This is a genomic window from Desulfomarina sp. (assembly GCF_054039375.1).
This window is the reverse complement of record NZ_JBPLBA010000111.1, coordinates 16,580-39,310: the sequence shown is the minus strand read 5'-3', so window position 1 is coordinate 39,310 and position 22,731 is coordinate 16,580. Positions and strand designations below refer to the sequence as shown.

General features: G+C 47.8%; 15 protein-coding genes. 9 read left to right on the top strand and 6 right to left on the bottom strand.

What is annotated here, in order from left to right:
- Positions 1-20 precede the first annotated feature (20 nt).
- Positions 21-4,298: an acyl-CoA dehydratase activase gene (locus ACXLDX_RS06170; protein WP_457576322.1), complete on the bottom strand. Its 4,278-nt coding sequence runs from the start codon at positions 4,296-4,298 to the stop codon at positions 21-23.
- Positions 4,299-5,442: 1,144 nt separating this feature from the next.
- Here ACXLDX_RS06170 and ACXLDX_RS06165 point away from each other — a divergent pair.
- Genes ACXLDX_RS06165 through ACXLDX_RS06155 form a run of 3 tightly spaced genes read left to right on the top strand, consistent with a single transcriptional unit; the run spans position 5,443 to position 11,571 of the window.
- On the top strand, positions 5,443-7,821 hold the full coding sequence (locus tag ACXLDX_RS06165; protein ID WP_457576321.1) for an efflux RND transporter permease subunit: 2,379 nt from the start codon (positions 5,443-5,445) through the stop codon (positions 7,819-7,821).
- 16 nt (positions 7,822-7,837) lie between these two features.
- Entirely contained in the window at positions 7,838-9,001 is a 1,164-nt protein-coding gene (locus tag ACXLDX_RS06160) for a glycosyltransferase (RefSeq protein WP_457576320.1), read from the top strand.
- 17 nt (positions 9,002-9,018) lie between these two features.
- Entirely contained in the window at positions 9,019-11,571 is a 2,553-nt protein-coding gene (locus ACXLDX_RS06155) for a glycosyltransferase (protein ID WP_457576319.1), read from the top strand.
- Between the two features lie 25 nt (positions 11,572-11,596).
- Here the strand turns inward: ACXLDX_RS06155 and ACXLDX_RS06150 are convergent, their stop codons facing one another.
- From ACXLDX_RS06150 to ACXLDX_RS06140, 3 genes are read right to left on the bottom strand one after another with little or no spacing between them, the layout of a single operon-like run.
- Entirely contained in the window at positions 11,597-12,679 is a 1,083-nt protein-coding gene (locus ACXLDX_RS06150) for a hypothetical protein (protein WP_457576318.1), read from the bottom strand.
- A complete protein-coding gene (locus tag ACXLDX_RS06145; RefSeq protein ID WP_457576317.1) occupies positions 12,676-13,575 on the bottom strand; it encodes a glycosyltransferase in 900 nt (299 codons plus the stop codon). The genes ACXLDX_RS06150 and ACXLDX_RS06145 overlap by 4 nt, the downstream gene beginning before the upstream one ends.
- Complete coding sequence (locus tag ACXLDX_RS06140) at positions 13,568-15,118, bottom strand: oligosaccharide flippase family protein (protein WP_457576316.1); 1,551 nt, start codon at positions 15,116-15,118, stop codon at positions 13,568-13,570. The genes ACXLDX_RS06145 and ACXLDX_RS06140 overlap by 8 nt, the downstream gene beginning before the upstream one ends.
- A gap of 282 nt (positions 15,119-15,400) precedes the next feature.
- Here ACXLDX_RS06140 and ACXLDX_RS06135 point away from each other — a divergent pair, with 282 nt between their 5' ends.
- Positions 15,401-16,576 (top strand): CDP-glycerol glycerophosphotransferase family protein, encoded by a 1,176-nt coding sequence (locus ACXLDX_RS06135; protein WP_457576315.1) that lies wholly within the window; start codon positions 15,401-15,403, stop codon positions 16,574-16,576.
- 21 nt (positions 16,577-16,597) lie between these two features.
- Positions 16,598-17,347 (top strand): phosphocholine cytidylyltransferase family protein, encoded by a 750-nt coding sequence (locus tag ACXLDX_RS06130; RefSeq protein WP_457576314.1) that lies wholly within the window; start codon positions 16,598-16,600, stop codon positions 17,345-17,347.
- A gap of 20 nt (positions 17,348-17,367) precedes the next feature.
- Here ACXLDX_RS06130 and ACXLDX_RS06125 read toward each other — a convergent pair whose 3' ends face one another.
- Both ACXLDX_RS06125 and ACXLDX_RS06120 read right to left on the bottom strand, forming a co-directional pair.
- The gene (locus ACXLDX_RS06125) at positions 17,368-18,042 is read right to left on the bottom strand and encodes an ABC transporter substrate-binding protein (protein WP_457576313.1); all 675 of its coding nucleotides are present in this window, start codon (positions 18,040-18,042) and stop codon (positions 17,368-17,370) included.
- 174 nt (positions 18,043-18,216) lie between these two features.
- The gene (locus ACXLDX_RS06120; protein ID WP_457576312.1) at positions 18,217-19,635 is read right to left on the bottom strand and encodes a TolC family protein; all 1,419 of its coding nucleotides are present in this window, start codon (positions 19,633-19,635) and stop codon (positions 18,217-18,219) included.
- Positions 19,636-20,055: 420 nt separating this feature from the next.
- On the opposite strand from ACXLDX_RS06120, the gene ACXLDX_RS06115 reads away from it, so the two are divergent.
- From ACXLDX_RS06115 to ACXLDX_RS06100, 4 genes are all read left to right on the top strand, one after another.
- Positions 20,056-21,153, top strand: a complete 1,098-nt coding sequence (locus ACXLDX_RS06115) for an inositol-3-phosphate synthase (RefSeq protein WP_457576311.1) — start codon at positions 20,056-20,058, stop codon at positions 21,151-21,153.
- Between the two features lie 19 nt (positions 21,154-21,172).
- A complete protein-coding gene (locus tag ACXLDX_RS06110; RefSeq protein WP_457576310.1) occupies positions 21,173-21,994 on the top strand; it encodes a hypothetical protein in 822 nt (273 codons plus the stop codon).
- A gap of 68 nt (positions 21,995-22,062) precedes the next feature.
- Positions 22,063-22,380: a hypothetical protein gene (locus tag ACXLDX_RS06105; protein ID WP_457576309.1), complete on the top strand. Its 318-nt coding sequence runs from the start codon at positions 22,063-22,065 to the stop codon at positions 22,378-22,380.
- 119 nt (positions 22,381-22,499) lie between these two features.
- The gene (locus ACXLDX_RS06100) at positions 22,500-22,688 is read left to right on the top strand and encodes a hypothetical protein (RefSeq protein WP_457576308.1); all 189 of its coding nucleotides are present in this window, start codon (positions 22,500-22,502) and stop codon (positions 22,686-22,688) included.
- The last annotated feature ends 43 nt before the right edge of the window (positions 22,689-22,731 follow it).

Genomic DNA, 22,731 nt, shown 5'->3' with positions numbered 1-22,731 from the left:
TTACAGCTTCATGAATATGCTCATTTCCCTGACAGCATCTCCCTGTGTAACCGTTCTGCCTGTAGACAAAAAGCCTCCAGGCGGGCCTCGATAATCTGGGGAAAAGGGTTGCCATCAGTTTCAATGGCAAGAAAGGGAAATTTACGTTCATCATCAGCGGGTAGTTGCAGAGATGCGCGGCCGTTCAATTGCTTTCTCTTCTCACCCACCTTGAATTTCTCATTCAAAATGGCCTCTGCTACACGAACCGGCATACAACCGAAAGGTCCTATGGATATGATACCGCAGGCGGGATTAAGCATATCATGGAACGCGGAACCGACAGTAAGAATGACCTCTCCCCGTAACTGAGATGAAATATACTTCTCTCCTGCTTTGACCACATGGTTTACCCGCATATCACCGTTATGAAAAAGCCCACTGGGAGCCAGCAGTCTTCTGATTTTTGCATCAGCCTTTTCTTTGGCTAGACAGCCAAACCAGAATGAGAGAGAACGTTCGCCCAGAATACCATTTTTTATCAACCAGTCCAGATACTTAAACCACTCACTGTTCTGAGCGGTCCGAACAATGAACCCGCGGGATGCCAGTTTTTCTACAAGCTGCTGCAGCGATATGGGATCATGGCGGACATAAATTTCTCCCACCAGAGAAATCTTGGGAATAGTTTCGTATGGCTGAACAAGTTCAATTTCTGAAAGTTCCAGAGCCGCCTGTTTAAGTTGCCGGGCCAGTTCCCGCCACTCACCGGCAATACTGTTTTTTATCGTCGAAAAAATACCGTCAAGAACATCCAGCGCCTCTTCCCTGTTGACAGCTGCGGTCAACAGGGTTGCCCACATCTCATCGAAAAGATCACCAATGACCACCCCCCGCCAGGCGGCAAGGGAAAAGTCGGTCCCGAGACCACCGTAACAGTTTTTTGAAGTGGGTGAAAATACAGCGATATCTTCAAACTCATGCTGACTGATAACCCGTTTTGTATAAACATTATATTGGCCGAAACGACATGGTCCCGGTGCACTGGGCATGAAATAGACAGTCAATTCCCCATCCGGCCGGTCGTGTTCAAGATAATTGAGAATCGAGCCGACAGTTGTCTGCAGGGGCAGGCACTCCTTACAGCTTGAATTTCCACGTCCGAGTTTCAACACCTCTTCATCTGCCGGTTCCAGAGCCATGGCCCGGATACCGGCCCTGGAAAAAACAGCGGCAATAAGGGGTGTGCCAAACCTGCTCATGGCGGGCAGAACCACCCGAATCCTCCCGTCGGTCAGGGGGACCAGCTCCCCGCTCGACCTGCGCATACAGGCCATACCTCCGTGAAATTCCATTGCGGCAGGAGTAAAACCCTTTTGTTTCCTGATCTTTTTCGGTCTCTGCTGCAGCACACGATAGGAGGCGACAATATCCAGGAAGGCCTCAATTCTGGTCTCTATTCCCGCATCGGCGGTGTGGCTGTCAAGTTCCAGAGTAAGGCTCGGTTTCTGAGCCATGATGTCGCGAAAATAGGTGACAACAAAGGAATCCGGTCCGCATGAGAAATTGGTGATATAGGTGCCGAAAAGCTGGGGATGGGAGCGCACAAAACGGGCACACTTCATCAGCATGTTTCCCATGGCCCAGTACATATTGCTTCCTTCTCCCAGCCCTCCTTCATCGTAAGGGAGCATGTCAAAGGGAATAATCCGCACATTTCTTGAGGCAAATTTCAAAGTAATTCCTTTGTTTGCCTCCGGTACAAAGCTGTTGTAGGGCCTGCCGAAAAGAACTACCGCGATATCTTCAGGATTCTTCTCCAGTTCCGCCAGAAACTGCTCCCCCATGACCTTCATGGCTATCCGGTTCTGCTGCTGAGCATTGCAGGCTGCATCAAATGCCCGTCTGCCTTCTCTGCCGGAACATCCCAACCGTCTGGCTATTTCCACAAATTTTTTCCGATTACTACCGAGGCTTTCGGAAAAATCAATCACCGGACTGAGGGTGCGGGGCGAATCCAGCTCTGTGAAGGTGGATTTCAAATAATATGGTTCACCCTGGACGAAGACACAGGTGCACGAGGTATCGCTTTCCCCGGACGGGATACCCTTGAGGTGAGGCAGAAAGGTGTACTCCGCTTCAAGTTCCAGCATCTCTTTCACAAAGCCATGCGCAATTTCAACCGGATAACAAAATGATGATTTTTTTCTGGCAATCCCCGCAGGATCCACTCGTCCGGGCAGAACCAGATCAAATCCCAGACGATCAAAATATGTCCTGTAAAAAGGGAAATAGGTGTTCACCAGGAAAGATCTGTTCATCCGCACCTTCGGTCGATTTCCATTCTCTTCGTTTTCTCCACCGAATACCAGTTCCTGACGCCGGGCGACCAGATCAAAGACTGAAACATCTTCCTTCCTGCCGATTGCCAGGTTATCGTACCGATTGCAGATTCCTCCGAAAGGGTATGTCTGTGCTCCGACCTTGATCAGAGCAATTTCACATTTCCGATCACATTTTTCCCTGCCCCCCCCGCAGGTAAAACTTTTTCCATATCGAACCGAAAGATCCGCCAGATACTCAAGATCAAAACTGCCCTTTTCGAGCAACCCCTGTTCTATCCGCTTCTCAACCTCCAGAGCAACCCCGAAAGCCCCCATCAATCCAGGGTCAGGAGGCACAACAATCTCCCTGCCGGTGAGGGACGCCATGGCGGCAGGGACAGCACGATTATAGCAGACACCACCCTGAACAAAAACTTTCCTGCCCACCGGGCGATTCCCTTTCACCCTGTTGATGTAATTCATGCAGACCGAGTAAACCAGTCCGGCGACGATATCCTCCATACTGATATTCTGCTGGACCGCATTTTTAATATCGGAACCGATAAAAGCGGCACACTGGTCATTAAAATTTGGTGGATTTTCCGCGCGACAGGCAACATCTCCAATCTCTCTGACATCGAGCCCGAGACTCTCCTTTGCCGACTCTTCCAGAAAAGAACCGGTTCCGGCACTGCAGGCCTCATTCATGGCGTAATCATTCGGCACACCATTTGTCAGATAGGTATATTTGGCGTCCTGCCCACCTATTTCCAGGATCGTATCCACTTCGGGATCAAAAAATGCCGCGGCAGTCGCGTGGGCTGTAATTTCGTTGATAACAGCCGTAGCAGATCCATGCAACCCGGCAATCTGTCTTCCCGACCCGGTAATTCCAAGTCCTTCTATGCTGACTGCCACCTTCAACTCCGCAGCCAGGGCCCTGTAAACATTTCTTGAGGCGCGGATCGGATCACCGTTTGTCCGCTGGTAAGACGATGCGAGTATCTTTCTGTCCGAACAGCGAAAAATCACACCTTTGGTGGTTGTTGACCCCACGTCAAGACCGAGAATCGTACTGTCACCGGACTGGGCCCTGCCATGGGGTCTGGTTTTGAAATGAACACGATGATTGAAATCCTTCAACGGCCTGTGACAGGAAAAACGGGAAAGATTGGCAGTGAAAATTTTTTCGCCCCCCGGAAATGGCAGGGTCTCATGTTCCAGCGCCCAGCAGGCTGCCCCCAGTGCTTCGAAAAATGACGCATCCTCAGGAACGAGCAGCTCATCAACACGACTTTCCAAATAGTGGACAAGCCCCTTGTTTTTGCTGCATCCACCAACCAGGCATACATGGCGGACCGGTAACTCCTTAAAGAGTTCCTCCAGCTTGTCGGCCATCATCAATGTCAGACCGGCCACAACTGATTCTTTCGGAATTCCCTTGTTGAGGGCATGGGTACAGTCACTTTTACAGAAGACAGAGCAGCGGCCCGACACTTTGAACGGGTTTTCCGGAATATCCATGGACGAAACACTTTCCAAACTGATATCCATTCTCCGCAACTGCTGCTGAAAAAATTCTCCCGTACCAGAAGCGCATTTATTACCCGTTCTGATGTTCTGGATGCAGCCGGAATCATCAAGGTAGTAGACCATGAAAGTCTCTCCACCTCCACTGATGATCACCCTGAAAGGATGACCGGACGGTAGAATATGCCTGACAGCGAGCTCAACAGCTTCGGGCTCTGAAATGGAACTGAACCTGACAGAATGCCTTAACTGCCTCCCTGTGACACAGATTCTTTTTTTTTCCAGAGAACTGACTCCGGCCAGTAGCTCCCGCAACGTACCACGCACATCACCGAGATGGGGCTTTCCAGTTCTGCTGACAATCTTCCTTTTTTCGTCCCGCTCGGCAATTTCGACAACTGAAATCGTCGAAGCCCCCAGACAAATACCAAGTGACGCTGTAACACTCCTGTTCACTGCAGACACATTCCCCCTTAAAGATGGTTGAATCCGGTAACTCAGCCATTATCCCCCTTGGCTACAAAACAAATGCCTGATTACGCACAAGACTCCGCCTGAAACTTATGAACCTGGAAATATGCCTGTTCTATCAAGCGTATTTCAAAAATGACTCGCCCCAATTCGGTTCATCCGCTGACGACTTCAGATTATAATTGCCCACAGGCACCCCAGCTTTTCACGGTCCCTTTTGCCCGCACAGGTAGGCTATAGCGAACAAAAGAACCTGTAAAAATCTGCGTAACCTGTAAACAATTACAATCAAAGCTAATAAAATCACAAAGTTACTACTGCTGCGACCAATTACTTCAGATGAGTTTCACGGGTAACCAGAAAACAATAAAACTTAACCCTGCACTTCTGAAAATGTAAAAATCAGATTAATCATTACCTGAAATAATAAATAAAGGCTACACCAACCTGCCCGAACTGAATAATTTGAAAGAAATTATTCTGATTACGTACGAAACTCAGCCTGAAAATTATGAGTCTGGGAATGTGCCTGTTTTATCAGGTGTATTTCAAAAATCACATCATACTGGTTATAAAATGAGCTTGGTGGGCAATTATTTATTTGAACTTCTTATCAATTGAGATATCCAGTGATTTTTGACCGCAGCCCAGCCTGATAAATCAGGCACATTCCCAATCCGGCTGAGTTTCATGGGTAATCAGAAAAATCATTATACAGATAATTTTTTCTGAGTCATTGGAAAAGTTCTTAACAATGCCTTGAATTTCTCTCCTTACAATTCCGGACAGGAGCTGAACCTGTTTTATCTGGCTCTCTAATGACAATCCGGGTTTCATAGATAGATTTGGTTATAATTTGAGACATTGATTTTTTCTCCCCTTCTGAGTAGTAGTAGCTCAACCAAAATTTCCATACCCTGAATCAGTGTCGAGCTGGTCGATTTTGTTTTACTCAAGCCCTGTTCTGGCAGAAAAATGAAACGTGCAGCATATGTGAGTATATTTCATTTTCCTGTAACGGAGAAAGCGGACAAAAAGGCAATTTTCAAGATGCCTTTAGGCAATATATATAAAACAAACCGTATCAATGTGAAACGACTCCAGATTCAGGAGACCATGAGGCACTCTAAAACTGCGTATGAAGCTGCAAAATCTTCTCAGCGCCTGGGCGCGTTCTGTCCGCCGACACCCGTTTATCTGGCTTGCCGTTACTTTTCTGCCGACACTGCCATCATTTTACGGGATTTCCAGGCTTGCTCTCAATACAGATGTCATCCGTCTGCTCCCGGATTCAAGTCCTGCGGCCATGTGGACAAAAAAACTGGAAAAAACTGTTTCCGACGGCGGATTTTTCACCATCCTCATCAGGGCTGACAACCGCAAAAAACTTTTAGAAACAGTAGAGAACACAGCAGAAAGAGTTGGCCGGATCGATACAGTCGGCAGCGTGACCTATACCTACCCCAAAAATTTTATTGACCATTTTCGCTACCTGCTTATTTCAACAAATTATCTTGAAAAAATATTTGATTACACCCTTTCCATCAAGGCTGAACTGAATCCGTTCACCACGAATCTTCTTGCAGAAGAAGGAGATGGTGTTACGGCAGTTAACGATAGAGATGAGGATGAAATCAGGCGTCTCTTCGACCGGTATTCCAAACTGACTCGCTACCATGAAAGTCCAGACGGAAAAATCATCGGCATTTTCATCCGGCCAAAGGCAGGTTTCTCCAATATTGCCAATCTCCATACCCTGCTTGTAAAGCTGGAAACCATCAGCCGGGAAATCACCGCCACAACAGGCTTATGGTCGGGAGTCGGCGGTTCCCAGATCAACAACCTCAAGGAATATGATGTAATTCTCTCAGATCTCAAACGTTCTGGTACCATTACAATGGTCGCGGTTGTGCTGATTCTTATCCTCAGTTTCCGCTCCATTTCCATACTGCCGGTTCTTCTCTACCCTCTCGGAGCAGGACTGCTCTGGGCCTTTGCCCTGGTCCCTCCTGTTCTTGGTGATCTGAATATCATCACCTCCTTTCTCTTGATTGTCCTGTTCGGTATGGGCATAGACTACTCCATTCATCTCGTAAAACGGTTCCAGCAGGAACTGCGTATGCATTCGCCGGAACAGGCGCTTATCCTTACATATAAATCGACCGGTGTTTCCGTGGTGGCCTCTGGGCTGACCACCGGCCTGGCCCTCCTGGTCCTTACTGCTTCTGATTTCCGCGGATTTTCAGAATTCGGCCTTATCGGTGGAGGTACAATCCTCATCATGCTCCTGTCCATGGTCACCGTTATGCCGCCGACAATGCTGGTCGCCCACAGGTTCGGGCTTGTTAAACCACTTTCGTCACCGAAAAACCAAAAGAAAAAACTCTTTGCCAAAACAGCAGTAGTCACGACCCTCCTTGTCCCTCTCTGCCTGTACCTTTCCGCTAAAAACCTGAAATTCAACTATGATTTCAACGACCTTAAACCACAGATCGTCCAGGACAGAATATTCAATGAGCGAAACAAGGAGGTCTATAAGACACGCTACATGTCTCCCGGTGCACTCTACCTTGCTCCAGATATCACCGATATGGACCTGCTCCTGCAGGCTGTCAACGCCAGCATGAAACGGAAACAGTCCCTTTTTCAGAAAGTGACCTCGGTTCGCACCTTTGCTCCCACCCTGGAAGACAGACTACGGAGAGCCACTCTCATCAGACAGATACAGGAGGAACTCCAGGGGGGGTGGATTAAAAAGATAAAAGATCCCCTCATCAAGAACTGGGCGCTGGACATCAGGGGCTGGCAATTGCCGGAAAAAGGCCCCGATCTCAACATGCTGCCTGAAAACCTTCTCAATTCATTGACTGCGAAGAACGAGGATGGCAAACTCTTTTATCTGGCCGGGATCTATCCCAATGTTTCAAGGGGAAACGGTAAAAACGCCATGGCCTTTACCAGGGAAATGTATAATTTGAAATTGCCGGACATGATCCAGGGACCGGTGGGAGAAATGCCTGTGTTCGCGGAAATCCTCTGGACTGTTATCGGCGAGGGTCCATGGACACTCATCTTTTCATTTGCCGGGGTTTTCCTGCTGATTTTTCTTTCGGTCCGCTCGTTGAAAGAAAGCCTTTTCATTTCACTTCCCCTGGTAACCGGACTGATCATGACGACCGGCATCATGGCATTGACGAATTTCAAACTCAATTTTTTCAATGTCGTTATCTTCCCTGCCCTCATAGGTATGGGTGTTGATTCCGGAGTTCATTATTACCGGCGCTGGAAAGAGCTGAAAGGTGATACAACCACCTGCCAGCGTGAACTGTTCACACCTCTTTCGGTGTGTACCCTAACCACCATCACCGGCTATTCAGGTATGGTTTTTGCGAGTCATCCCGGCCTGCGTTCCATCGGTCTCCTCGCTTCCCTGGGACTGGCATGTATCTGGATAACATCCCTGGTACTGTTCCCATGGCTCCTTGAAAAAAGCAGAAACAGAAAACAGAGTCATTAACCCTGCGGGTAGTTAGATGATTTTTCTGGATATCAATACATTTTACGGCCCCCGAGGAGGTGGCATTCGGACCTATCACCAGGCAAAAATCGACTATTTCCTGGCCAATCCGGCTGATTCCTACATCCTCGTCTATCCCGGCCCCAAACGACAGGAACAGAGAGTCGGGCAGAATGTTCGTCTTATCCAGCTTCGTGGCAAAGCCATCACTTCCGACCCGGAAGGTTACAGGTTTCTACTCGATTATTTTCGGGTATTTCAGCTCATATACCGAACAATGCCGGACGTTATTGAGTCGGGGGACTCCTACCTGACCGAATTATTCACCCTTGTCTCGCCCTTCCCGAAGAGGATGATCCGAGCCTCTTTTTTCCATTCCGACTCACCGGACACCTACCTCAGTCCATGGCTTGCTGAGCGAAAAATTCCCGCAGGAAAGACCATTGCCGAAACCGGGAAAAAACTGTTTCTTGCCATGCAGAAAAAATTTGACACGACCCTGGTTCCCTCGCTCCTGCTGACTGATAAATTAAAAAAACATGGAATTCAGCGAGTCAGGTACGCGCCATTCGGCAGTGACCCGCTGATGCTTGACACTTATTACAAGAGAAAATTCAACCAGGACCAGAAAAAAAGAACCCTGCTCTATGCCGCACGACTGGATGGTGAGAAAAGCATTGATATCCTTCTCAGCAGTATCCCTGAACTTCTCCAGAATGAGAATATCTCCATTACTGTGGCAGGCAGAGGACAATATGAAAAAGAGTTTGCCGCAATCAACCATCCCCGGTATCATTTTGCGGGTTTTGTTTCCTCAAGGAGAAAACTGGCGAATCTTTTCAACAGGCATCAGATATTTCTTGCAACCGGCCAGTATGAAACATTTGGTTTTTCGGTACTGGAAGCCATGGCCGCCGGACTCACGGTAGTCGGTCCGGACCGGGGAGAAACAGGACTGCGGTTGAAACATCTCAACTCTCCATTCATCTACAGGGGTGGAGATCGACAGGATTTCCTGAAAAAAATCAAACACACCTGCGACACTGATCTCAAGCCGTGGGCAGAACGAGGACACAATTATGCCAGAAAGTTCGGCAGCTGGGATCGGGCCATTGAACGAATGATCCTTCATTATAAACACCTTCTATACAATTTTGTGGATCACCAAAACTTCAGATAACACAAGGGAGAATAACAGTGGCAAAAGTTGACATGCACTGCCATTCAATCCATTCCGACCAGCCGGTCCACTGGATATTCAGAAAACTCGGGGCCCGGGAAAGCTATACTCCACCGGATGAACTGTATCATCGCCTGAAAGCCCTTGGAATGGATTTTGTCACCATCACCGACCATAACCGGATAGACGGCTGCCTTGAACTGAAAGAAAAATATGACGACACTTTTATAAGTTGTGAATTTACAGTAAGTTTTCCATATGAACCGGCAGAAATACACCTCTGTGCCTATGACATTACCGAACAGCAGTTCGCGACAGCCCTGAAACTCCGTCATGACATCAGGGAATTTGTCTCTTTTTCCAGGGAAGAAAACATTCTGATTTCAGTTCCTCATCCCTTTCACTGCAACAGAGGAAAACTGACATTGAACCATCTGGAACAGGTTCTCCTGCTTTTTGACTGCTTTGAGGAAATAAATGGTCTGCAGATGGAAACAGCCAACCGCATGCAGCAGGAATTTTTTGAAAATCTCAATGCGGAATTTTTCACAATCCTCCAGGAAAAACATGATATCATTCCCGTTGACCAGGAACCATGGAGGAAGAGCAGGATCGGCGGCTCTGATGATCACTCCTCCTTTTTTCTGGGCCGCTGCTGGACTGAAGTGGAGGAAGCGGCAGATTATCAATCCTTTCTTGACGGTATACGGGGGAAAAAAAGCCGTGGCAGGGGCCAGAGTATGACAGCCCTGGCTTTCAGCCACTCCACCCAGTCAAACTGGATCAATGCCATTCTCGACCAGTATTGCAAACCCGGCTCTTTTGACGATCGGCTGATCAAAATCGTCTCCAAAGTCAGGCCCCAGTCGCGAACACGAAAGATAATCAACCGACTGGCCTCGGTCAGTGAAACAAAAACCGTTGTCGGCCGCCGGCCATCATTTTTAAAAAAATATATCATCAAAAAACTCATCCGCCTGCGCCTGCTCCTCTTTCTTTTTGCCCAGAAAAAATTTCTCAATCAGCAGCTGCAGGACGATTGTGAATGTCTGGCCATGGATGTGCCCGTCGGCTCAGCCATTGAACTGGAATCATTCAAATCAACGGTAAAACAGCTGATGGCAGACTGGCGGGACACCGATCTGCTGTTTAACCGCAACCCCACGCGGGATCTCCAGGAAGAAACCTACAGGTTTATCTCCACCATCTTTAACACCCTCTACAGGTACTCCTTCGGCCAGTGGCTCTACCATATTCAGACCGGCAATATTCCGGAGGCTTTCGCCAAACTCTCTCTGATTGTCCCCGGCATCCTGCCGGCGGTCCCCTATATCATGGGATATAAACATTTCTTCTATGATAATAAATACCTGAAAGAAATTGGTTCCACCTGGAAACTGCAACATTCTCCAACTCACCAGGCAGAGAAATGGGGCTGGTTTACCGACACTCTGGTGGATGTGAACGGTGCTGCCCAGATCATCCGGAAATACACGGAACTGGCCAGACAAAGCACTATTCCCATAACCGCCATTACAAGTCATCCTGTGGAACCTGATTACAACGGGGATTTCATCAATTTTAAACCGCTCTTTCATTTTCCCCTGCCGGAATATGAATCCATGACCCTTGCCATACCACCGATCCTGGACCTCATTCACCATTGTGAGCAACAGGGATATACAAGGCTGATCATTTCCAGCCCGGGACCGATCGGACTGCTGGGCCTGTGGATCGCCAACCTCCTCTCCATTCCGGTATCCGGAATCTATCACACCGACCTCCCCGGTTACACGGGTCGTCTCACCGGTGATCCCACCATGGAGCAGGCAGCCTGGCAGTTGATCCGTTTTTTCTATGGCAGAATGGACAAGGTTTTCACACTCAGCGAAGCATACAGACAGAAGCTGGTTAAACATGGTATTGCCGAAGAAAAACTCCACCTCTTTGCCAAAGGTATTGATGTTGACTTTTTCAAGCCCGGAAAGGCCAATATGGAACTGAAGAAAAACTGGGGTGCACGGGACAACACCATTCTGCTTTACGTTGGACGGGTTTCCAGAGAAAAGGATCTGGATATCCTGATTGAAAGCTACAGGAAAATCTGTTCATCCCGTGAAGATATCTCTCTGGTCATCGTGGGCGACGGCCCCTATCTCAACGAATTAAAAGAAAAAACAGCTGATCTTCCGGGAGTCGTATACACCGGTTTTATTGTTGGAGAAAAACTGGCGGAAATCTATCGCAGCAGTGATATTTTTGTCTTTCCTTCCACAACCGACACCTACGGCACCGTTCTCCTGGAAGCCCAGGGTTCCGGCCTGCCTGCCATCGTCAGTGATTCGGGCGGTCCGAAAGAAGTCATCGTCAATGGGGAAACAGGACTGGTCACCAGGGCAAAAAACGTGACAAGCTTTACAAACGGTCTGCTGACCCTGCTGGACAACCCGGAACTTCGCCATAAAATGGGCAAAAAAGGCAGAGTGCGGGTGGAGGAAAAAAGCTGGCAGAATGCCTTCCATTCTTTTCTTGCGGAACATGTGAAACTTGACGAAAATTTGAAAAACTGATCCGGAGAGAACTCTCCCGCATACCTCAGCAATATCCCTGTGTCAGACCGGCTTCAATCATACGGACAAGATCAGAAAACATTTTTTCAGCAAGCACCCTCCTCCGTTTCCGGCAGCGCTGCAGATAAGAAAGAAAATTGACAAGAGAATGTGAATCACCCTTCCGGACCTGATCATACTCCCAGGTGACATGAAGGGTAATGACCCGGACCTCCCGGCCTATTGGAAAGTCAGACGTGCAGCCGTAAAAATCTGATCCAATTCTTTCCAGGCGACAACGGGGAATTCTTTTTTCAGAATAATATCTTTTAAAACCAAGCTCTTCCAGAACATTTCCGGTTCTGAATCCGGCCCTGTTACAGGGAGGGATATACTCATCGACCGATACCCCTGTAATCTTTTCAAGGAGTTTCTTTCCCCTTTGCAGTTTTTCGCAGATAACAGAAGAATCTTCATGTTCAAATTCATCAAAAGCACCAACCGTTCCTTTCTGATTAAACGGATCCCCATGCTCCATCAGGTATTTTGAAAAACGTGGGTATCCGTGATCATATCCGTGGAGAACCGGTCGCATGTACCGAAGACCCGAGAGAAAATGTTTCATGTCGTCATCCAGAACGGCGGGAACAATACCGAGACGATACTCCGTTTCCTGCTGCTCAAATTCAAGCAGAACTTCATGTATCATGTTGATATCTTCAACCAGCGGCCGAACACCTGTGGGATAATCATCAATACGGATAAGTTCCCTGCAGAGATCCCCCTGGTATACCGTGAGATCAAACATATCCACTCCGATACCCAATCGATGCTGCAAAACAATTCTCCCTCTCTCTGTATAATCATCGGACAGGGGGACTCCGATATGGATATAATAGCGACAGGATTCAATCACAGCCTTACCCGCCCCGTCAATTATTTCCTGTCCTGGAGGAACAACACCAAGAACAAGGTCATATCTTCCGCCCGTGGGTTTCCAGGACTCAATCCTGTCTGGAAGAGCACTTTTTTCACACAGTTTCATCCCCAGTTCACCCGCAACAAAGAGGGCAACCTCCCCCGCATAATTCAGCTCAATCTCTTCTATCAACCATTTAATTTTTTTCATATTATTTCCTGATCGGCCACATGTTCCACAAACTGTTTCCAGGCAGTTTTCCATTTCTCAAAGGTCCAGCCATCAAAAAAACCCTCCCGCCGTTCCATATTCAGGGCCTTCTGCAAGGCTTTACTCACCTGTTCAACATCTCCACGCTCTTTCCAGGAAATAACCAGACTGTCACGGTACTCAAGATAACTGCCCACATCGGTTGTGACGATAGGCAGGCATGCCGCTTCAGCATCGGCCATTGCATAGCTGGCTCCTTCGCTCAGACTGAGACAGAGATAGCAGTGGGCCCGCCGATAGGCATCTTTCCGGGTTTCATAACTGCAGTCCAGCCGACAGAACTCATAACCATGCAGTTTTTCTTTCAATTTATCGATAATTTCACCCTGTCCCTTGTTCCAGGTTCTCCAGTCTCCAAGAATAACCGGTCTTCCCCTGGGTAAAACTCCATCGATGGTTTCCACCCATGACGGGATTACCGTCGGCTGTGCCACCCGGTAATGACAGACAAACTGCTCCGCAGTCCACCGGGACGGTGCCACGAAAAACCGATTATTTCTCAAATACATCTTTTTCTGGGCAAGGCAGATTTTTCTGTTTTTCATACTGCGCCACAGGGGATCACGATCAAAATGGGTCTGGGCACAACCATGATGAACAACAATGGTACGCAGCTTTTCAGGAACAAGAAGAGAGGTTTCGTTACCGGTTATAACTATGGTTTCGGGCGCCTGGTAAGCTAGTTTCCAGAGGTAGAACCGGTTTTTCCATGATGTGTTCAAGGAAAGAATGTCGGGAAAAACCCTGCGGAGTTCCCAGTCAAATCGAGGAACCCCCGACCAGGCACCATCCTCGAACCTTCGGGGCACAAGACTCACAAGAGAAACATTAGCCATTGGCCATTCGCCTCTTTATTACCGTTCCGGGAAGACTCAGAATAAAATCCCAATCCTCCCTTTTTATCTGTCCACTCAGGGTTCCGAACAGGGCAAAACAGCCGATCACACAGAGGGCAATCGCCGTAAAACGCACACCGGCACTCCCGGCCAGATTCATCTTCAACAGAAACCCGCAAAAGGCCGCCGCAAAACCAGCCGACAAAGTCTTCAGATAACTGCCCAGGGGGAAAACCTCCCGACCTCTCACCCCGGTGGCAAGACCTATACACCGGCAGAACAGAACCACATGAACAATAAATGCCAACAAGGTCCCAAGGGCCGGTCCTTCAAGACCGACAAGGAACATGGCCGGGACACTGAAAAAAATATTGGCGATAAAGGAGAGAACCGCCACCCGGAAGATCAGTTCAGGCCTGCCTGCGGCAACCAGCACATTGCCGAAGGCGGCAACACGTCCGACGGTAAGGAAACAGTACAGCCTGAAAACCATGGCCGCGCCCAGGTATTCCCTCGTAAAAAGAAGTTCGATCAGCTCCTCGGCTCCCACTACAAAGACCAGACCCAGGGGCACAGAGATAAGAGCCACCTTTTCAATGGACAGGCGCCAGATACGTATTGCCTCTTCCGCTCTTCCCTCATGCATCAAGGTGCGGAAACAGGGGGTATATACAGCCCCCACGGAATAGGCAATTGAGGTGACAAAGGGGATCTGCCAGGCCCCGATTTTATACTGTGCGACCAGGGAGGCGGTAAACACCAGGGCGACCAGAAACTGATCCACCCGATTATAAAGCAGCATCGTCGCTTCCGTGATCCCCATGGGTACGGCAAACCTGACAATCTGACCCACGCTGACATCAACAACAGTTTTCTTCCCCTTTGTCCGTGGAAAAAGAACAAGGAGATAGTAGACCAGGAATAGGCCATACAGCAGCCCGGACAGGCTGTAGCAGCTGATAATCACCCAGAGGTCAAGATGAAGAAGAACAGGGACAAGAATGGCGATAACGGCCAGGAGTGATTTGACAACCCCCACCGTGGCAGCCGTCTTTGCCCGGTCTTCAATGATAAGCAGATTGGGCAGCATTCGTGCCGGAAAATCCCCCAGGGGGTAAAAAGCCAATACCAGCAGATATTTTAATCCCGAGGGCCCCATAACCGAGACACCTCCAACAACACTGTCCGTAATCCTGGCCAGAACTCCAGGCAGGAAAAAGGCCACAAGCCCAAGGGATAAAAGTAGAAAGCCCGCAACAACCCCCATCAGCAACATGATAAGAGCGACTTTGATGGCAATCACCCGCCGTTCCGCTGCTATTCTGGTGGGAAGAAAATAAACAAGGGCATCGGGAAAAGCGGTGGCAAAAACAGGTGCCAGAAGGGCATAAACAAGCAGCACACCACTGAGAATACCCACCTCCTCCATGGGCAGGAAACGAACCAGGATAATGGGAATAATTGCCTCCGACAGGGAAGCAAGAATTTTTCCGACTATCAATGCCGTTGCCTGCAACGGTTGTTTTCCATGGTCTACTGCCAATTTCTTTCCTCCTGGCGACAGACACATCGTCCCCTGCGCTTTACTCCCAAAAGAATTAAGTTGAGATTGTTGCAGTTTCCCACTAAGAAAGCAATATATAAAATCTCCATTTTCTCAATAACGTAGAAACCGGGCAAAATGCCTTTTTTCAAAGTGACCCCTCTGTCAACTGGTGTTTTCAATGTTTTTTCACCACAGGCACGCCTGATAATGCCGGCACCTATCCACTTTGACCGAATTTGATGATCAATCAAAAAAACCCCCGATCCACGGAGCTCAACCTTGAAAATACTCATATGGGCAACTACCTTCGGCGGCGACCTGTGGAGTCTTGCCCGATTCCTTGACAGGCACCCAAAGGTCACCCTCAAAATTATAATGGACAACCCGGAACTTCACCTCCGGGAAGGAATAGCGGCACTTTTTCCCCTGCGCGCGGAAATAGTAAAAAAAAGGCGGCACAGCCATCTCTTCGGAATCCCCGGGTTCTCACCTGATATAACCATTATGGATAACCGTGTACCGCTGCGGCAACTGTCTCCCCGGGGGTTTATGCTCTGGCACGGCTTTGGCTGGAAGGGCCCCAATGATCTTCATGAATTTGCCCACCTCCATAAATCCATCAGACGTTGCTGGGGTTCAGCCATGGAGCCCAATAACTTCTTTCGCTGGCAGACTTTCGGCCAATGGGACTTTGATCATCGAACAAAAATCAGCGGCTTTCATCCCCGAAACTGCTGTATTACCGGGGCAGCCTGCCACGACGATCTGCGCGTTCCCCTGGACAGGGAACTCCTCCAGCCGTTTTTCCCCTTTGACGTGGTCAGGAAGAAAACTGTTCTTATTGCTCCCACCTGGCATTACGGCGAAGTTTTTGCCCACTGGGGTAAGGACGAGGAGCTGTTCCACGAACTCCTTTCCAGGCTCAAAGCCCGTGACACCAATGTCATTCTCCGGCTCCATGATTCCTTCAGATACCCGAAAAGCTACCTCAGGACTCTCAATAAACTTGCGGAAAATCATGGGAGTATTGTTCTCAAATTCAAAAATCACTCTCCTGACAATTTTCTCGACATGCAGGTCTCAGACGGGCTGTTAACCAATTTTTCGTCCATTGCCAACCTTTTTTACGCAACAGGCCGTCCCACCATCCATATTTATCCCGTGGCCGACTGTGATGAAGAATTTATGTGGCGAAGATACACTCCTGTTGGTATTTACAGTAAAAAAGTCAATTCGGTAAAATATATCTGGAAACTGAATCCAGAGGAAAATGGCGGCCTCATGGCCCGATCTTTTTCCGAGCTCATGACCCATGTGGACAGAATACTTGAAGAACCTGAATGCTGCCGGGAAAAGGCCGACAACTTCCTGGCAAAATATATGCTCGGAACAGACAGGGATAACTGTAACCGAATCTATACTGAATTACGGAAATTATTAAATCTTGCCGGCTGAAACAGGACTGGTGAAAAAAGCATGCAGCAAACCAAAAAAAAACGGACTGGTGTTGTCCTGGCGGCAGGACTCGGCTCTCGTCTTGTAAATAAAAGCTACGGCAGCAAACCCCTGGTACCGGTTCAGGGCATTTCTCTTCTCCTGCGAACCCTTAAAAACCTTGAACTGGCCTGCCACAGGGCTATCATAGTTCTGGGGTTTGAGGGAGAAACAATCCACAGTTATATAAAACAACATTATACAGGCACCATGGAACTGAAGTTTGCCTTCAACCGCGACTATGTCCTGGCCAACGGAGTTTCAGTTCTTGCCGCAAAAGAATACCTGGACAGTGACTTCATCCTGACCATGGCCGACCATATCATGGAAGCCGGCCTCCTGGAACTGGCCCTGAATCATATTCCCCCTGTCGGAGGAGCAACCCTTCTCGTGGATTATAAGCTTGACACGATATTTGACATGGCTGATGCCACCAAGGTTCTTGAGCGGAAAGGACAGATCCGGTCAATAGGAAAAGAGCTGGACATTTTCAACTGTGTGGACACCGGTCTCTTTGTCTGCACACCGGGTTTATTGAGTGCACTGGAGAGCATTTACCAAATAAAAGGTGATGTCTCCCTTTCGGAAGGCGTTCAACAACTCTGCGAAAACAATCTGATGAACAGTCTGGATATCGGTGACGGGTTCTGGCAGGATGTCGATACCGAAGATATGCTGAAATACGCGGAAGAACAATTAGTCAGACGCCGGAGAAAAACAATTGCTGCATGAGAAATCCAGAACAGAGCCGGTCACCGTTTTTGCAATTTTTCACGTTCTTTTCTGTAAAGCCGATTTTTTTTTGCAAGCCGTTCTATAAGAAAATTAACCGATTTTTTTGCGATAATCCGACTGAACTGACTCTGGTAATTACGGATAGTATCCACTCCATCGGCAATGTAATTGACAATGATCCATCGGCCCGTCTTCTTTTCAAGAATATAATCGAGTTCCACCGATTCCTTCTGAAACCAGGCGATGGTTTTCACCCGGGCCGTCCGCCCCTCCACCTCCTGCCCGAGATAATCAAAACGATCTGCCCGGTATCTGCCGAGTTTGCGGGTGGCATTAAGTTTAAGGAGAGTTATGAATTCATTTTTCAATCGTTCACACGAATGACCGTTCCCGGTGGAACAGGTCTTTTGCACTACCCTGTCAGCAATTTCCTCGAAATCCGTTACTTTTTCCATGACCCTGGTTATATCATCAAGCACATTACCGGTGATCTCGGGGGAGGACTCATAGATATCGAGAACAAGCGTATTTGAACCGCGAATAACATCCAGGGGAGTGATTGCCGCGTAAAGCAGGCGTACGGAACAGACCAGGAGAAGAAGAACAATCAGCCGGCAGACAAACAAGGTTTGCCCCGAAGACCCGCCCACTCCAACACTGCCTGTCACCATGGAAAATTTCATATTATTCATGATTTTCTTTTTTTCTTTTTTGCAACTACTCACAGGGGTAGCAATTATATGATTTTATTACCTCTGAACTGTAATTGCTCACAAGTGCCGCAGATTTTTGCAGGCTCTTTTGTTCGCTATAGCCTACCTATGCGGGCGAAAGAGACCGTGAAAAGCTGGGGTACTTGTAAGTAATTACTCTCTTTTTTCTTTTACGTTTACTGCAACTTTGCCGTTCTGTATCCAGAGAAGAAAAAGATCCATGTCCCCCGCCCCCTTTGCCAGTTCGGCGAGCGAAAGCAGATAATGGTAGCGGGTTTCAATTTCGCTTCCCTTTAGTTTATAGTACGCCTGGTATGCCTTCACCAGCCTTTTCACATCACCGATTCCCATATCAAAATTTTCATTTTCAAGCCTGAGCCAGGTCCTGGCTGATTTTATTGACTTCCCGACAGCCAGAAGAAGTTTTCTGTGGTTTTCTGTCTCGGAATAGGCCTTCCTGAGCCCACCCTCCAACTTGAGCATCGCCAATTTCTTTTTTGCGGCAAGTTTTCGATATTCTAGCAGGGATTTTTCTTCTTTCGAACTGTTGATATGGTAATTAAAATCCCATTTCAATCCCAGAACTCCACCCAGTTTTTTATAGTTATAGTCATCATTTATAAATGCATTAGTCTGCTTTTCCCTGTTGGGGGCAATACCGTAACCGACCCCCATGGCCACAAAAAGATCCGGATATTTCATCTTCTTCTCCAGAGCCGCTTTCTGTTTCAGGGCCTCAAGACCAAAATCGTAGCTCTGCAGCAGGGGTGAATGAAGACGTGAAAAATCTAGAAAAAACGGCAGGGCATTCCTGTTCAAATCGAACTGAGGAACCTCTACCGGAATGACCTTGATTACAGAATCCAGCTCCCGTCCCAACAACCCACGGAGTTGGAGCATGGCTTTTTCCCTGTCCACTTCTGGTGCGGACGCCTGTTTCTCCACCTCAAACAACATTGTTTTTGCTTCCAGCAGATGACCGGCATCAATCTCTCCATCCTGTTCCTCAACCATTTTTTCCAGTCGATCGAGTAATTCTCTATAATGTTGAACCAGTTCCCTGCCTGTTTTTGCCCCTTCACAGCCCGCGGCGACACCAAGAAAAGCTTTGGTTACCTCAAATTCGAGAATATTGATTGATTCACGGAAAACAGCCTTTTTCATGGCCACGTTCTTCTTCCCGGCGCCCAGGGCACTGTCATATTTGCCAAAAGAATAAATCGGCTGAACGGCCGTGATATCAGCCTTGAAAAACGGCCCCATATGACCATAGTCCTCATTGGAATCCGGGGTATCAGTAATATCTCCCCTGGCGTCTGAAACCAGACCACCATAGGAAATCAGTTCAAATTGAGGTGAGTGAAAAAGACCGAAAATTTCCTTAATTTCCTTTCGGGCTTCAATAATTGCAATGCGACTCTCTGAAACAGCCGGACTCTGCCTGCGCGCCATTGCCATGGCCGCTGCCAGATCCAGAGCCAGATCCTCCGCTCGGGAACTGGCTGGAGTCAACAAAACAGTCGAAGACAGAAAAATAATAAAAAAAACAATTGACAATAAACCGTGTAACAAAATGAGTATCCCTCATATTCAGTATCTGGCCGGAACACAGGCCCCCTGTTTTTTACTTGCCCGCACAGGCGCCTGATAAAGCAACCATATCCCCAGACTCAAAAATAGCAGGCTGAGTTTCGTACGTAATCAGATAAAAAAACTGTGCCATCAGTGAGCGGGTACAGTTCAGAGATCAAAACAGTTTTTGCCGCTTCTGCAAAGAAATAATTCAATTGGCTGTCCAGAGGTAATAAAATCACAGAGTTGCTACCCCTATGACCAATTACGTCCGGGTTATGAAAAACAGCTTCTTAAATTCTTGTTCTTGTAAGCACAAGCTGTATATGCTACTGTTCCCGCGGAATGTCAACTTCACTTTTCACTTGAACAGTATCCTGTTCCGGCGAAAATTCTTATTTTCACTTAAAAATAAACAGCATGAGCAAAATCAAAGTTGGGATTATCGGTGTCGGCAACTGTGCAAGCTCGCTTATCCAGGGCATTAATCATTACAAAAAGACGGGCAGCAAAGAGGCAATCGGCTTAATGCACTGGAAAATCGGACGTTATAAACCTTCTGATATCGAGATCGTCACCGCGTTTGACATTGACAGGAGAAAAGTCGGGCTGGATGTCAATCAGGCCATTTTTTCCAGACCCAACTGCACCAAAATCTTCTGCACGGAAATTGCTGAAACCGGGACAATTGTACGAATGGGGAAAATTCTAGATGGCTTTTCAGACCATATGAAAGATTACGATGACGAGTCCACTTTTCTTCCAGCAGATGAAAATGAACCTGATGAAAAAGAAATTATAGAGGAACTGCAGCGCACAGGCACCGAGGTACTCATGAATTACCTGCCGGTGGGATCGGAAGAAGCAACCCGTTTCTATGCCAATTGCGCACTGGAAGCGGGTGTGGCTTTTGTCAATAATATCCCTGTATTCATAGCCAGCGATCCGGAATGGGCTGATCGGTTCAAGGCTAAAAACATCCCTGTTATCGGCGACGACATCAAGGCACAGCTGGGAGCGACAATTGTACACAGGGCACTGACGGACCTTTTTAACAAAAGGGGAGTAAAGTTGGAAAGGACCTACCAGCTCAATACCGGAGGCAATACTGATTTCCTGAATATGCTCAACCAGACCCGCCTTTTTTCTAAAAAGGAATCGAAAACCGAAGCTGTCCAGGCGGTGACTGGAGCACGTCTGGAAAAAAACAATATTCATATTGGTCCCAGTGACTATGTGGCCTGGCAGAAAGATAACAAGGTCTGTTTTATTCGTATGGAGGGCAGGCTGTTCGGGAATGTTCCCATGAATATTGAAATGCGCCTTTCCGTTGAAGATTCTCCCAACTCCGCCGGAGTGGCTATTGATTCCATTCGCTGTGCCAAAATTGCCCTGGAACGAAAACTGGGTGGCGTGCTGACGGCACCTTCCAGCTATTTCTGCAAACATCCTCCGGTCCAGTATACAGATGACAAGGCATATCAGCTGATTGAAGAATTCATCAGCCAGGATGCTTAAGTAATTCCCAGATCCTGACATGCGAAGCAATCCTGCAAAACACTGCTTCTTTTTCGCCCTGCTGCTCTGTTTGATTCTTCATCAATCAAGTTTTCCTGGAGTTGCAGCACTCCCCATGAATCAGGAAGAAGACCCGCAGACAGTGCAGAAGTTACTGTCCGACAGGAACGAACTGGAAAAATCTTTGTTATCCTGTGAAAGCGAACTGAAGCAAACTCCAGAAAATCCAGCTCTGCTCAGAAAATGCGCTTACCTGCACTATTTGACGGGCTGGCTCTATGGAGAAGAAGTCGACAAAAAGAAACATTTCTTTTCACTTCTCAAATACGCCAAAAAGGCCTACAGCCTCTCTTCTGAAGATTACAGAAACTTTCTTTTATTGACCGTTGCCAATGCCAAGACAATCAATTACCTCCAACCCGGTGACCAGGTCCGTATGGTCCACCAACTTGTTCAGGCTACAAAAAACCTGTTGCTGCAGAAACATGATGACCCGGACGTCTACTATCTTCTGGGCTGGCTGAACTTCAAGGTTGGCCAAATCTCCTCCATCCGGAAGTTTCTTGCCTCCGTCCTCTTCGGTGGACTGCCTGAAAATCTCACCATCAAAAAGGGCTTTGTATTTTTGAAACGGGCCAAAACCCTGAGACCTGACAGTGTCGTATACACTTATGATCTCGGACTCTTTTTCCTCAGAACCGGGCAGAAAAAAAAGGCCCTGATTCAATTTCAAAAAGCACAATCCATGGCCGCTTCGACCCTCCAGGACAAAGTCTACAGGCACAGAGCCACTGAACAAATCACCGGACTGAACAAAACTGAGCAAAACTTGCAAAATTGACACCCCTTTTGATAGAATAACTGCTGAAAAGGAAACAATGTTCAGTACAACTCTGTTGAAGGAGAGAAATGCTCGATTTTCGTCTTGCCTCTTCCGCCATTTCCACTCTCCTGGGTGGGCTTGGGCAGGAATCTGCAGCTGACAGGTACAAAACCTATACAACCATAGTACATCTGCTCGACGATATTGAAACACATTCCAGAAACAGCGGCATTGACGACTGGTTCATCAATGAAAAAATCCTTGAATTGCGTGTGATCCTTGCCCATGCGGCCGGCCTGAGAGAAAACGGCACCAGTTTGGAACACCATGTTGTCACAGCGGACAGTATTCTCAAGGCTCTCGTATCAGGTCTTGATCACCTGCAACTTGACCCACTCAAATAAACCGGCATGGCCGGAGCGTACCAAAAACCAATGAAAATCCCCACTGCGGCGGCACAACCCTCGGTCACCGATTTTCAGAAAAACATTATTACGAAAGAGGAGCTTCGATGGAATGCCCAATGTGTTCAAAAAAACTGCAACTGATAAAAAAATACGATATGACGAAATTGAATGCACACCATCCTTCCACAAGCTCCGATTCCCAATTGGCCGATACCGGTTTTAAAACTCTTTTCTGGTGTGATACCTGCAAAAAAGAACTGAACTGGATGGAACCGACCGGCCGCAAACCCTGGTGGGCTTTTTGAAATCTTCTCTTTTTAACAATCAATTGTTTTCAGGTGGATTTTC

Coding starts and splice junctions, on each gene's coding strand:
- ACXLDX_RS06165 (WP_457576321.1), top strand. CDS start 5,443: ATGAAGCTGCAAAATCTTCTCAGCGCCTGGGCGCGTTCTGTCCGCCGA.
- ACXLDX_RS06160 (WP_457576320.1), top strand. CDS start 7,838: ATGATTTTTCTGGATATCAATACATTTTACGGCCCCCGAGGAGGTGGC.
- ACXLDX_RS06150 (WP_457576318.1), bottom strand. CDS start 12,679: ATGAAAAAAATTAAATGGTTGATAGAAGAGATTGAGCTGAATTATGCG.
- ACXLDX_RS06145 (WP_457576317.1), bottom strand. CDS start 13,575: ATGGCTAATGTTTCTCTTGTGAGTCTTGTGCCCCGAAGGTTCGAGGAT.
- ACXLDX_RS06130 (WP_457576314.1), top strand. CDS start 16,598: ATGCAGCAAACCAAAAAAAAACGGACTGGTGTTGTCCTGGCGGCAGGA.
- ACXLDX_RS06125 (WP_457576313.1), bottom strand. CDS start 18,042: ATGAATAATATGAAATTTTCCATGGTGACAGGCAGTGTTGGAGTGGGC.
- ACXLDX_RS06115 (WP_457576311.1), top strand. CDS start 20,056: ATGAGCAAAATCAAAGTTGGGATTATCGGTGTCGGCAACTGTGCAAGC.
- ACXLDX_RS06110 (WP_457576310.1), top strand. CDS start 21,173: ATGCGAAGCAATCCTGCAAAACACTGCTTCTTTTTCGCCCTGCTGCTC.
- ACXLDX_RS06105 (WP_457576309.1), top strand. CDS start 22,063: ATGCTCGATTTTCGTCTTGCCTCTTCCGCCATTTCCACTCTCCTGGGT.
- ACXLDX_RS06100 (WP_457576308.1), top strand. CDS start 22,500: ATGTGTTCAAAAAAACTGCAACTGATAAAAAAATACGATATGACGAAA.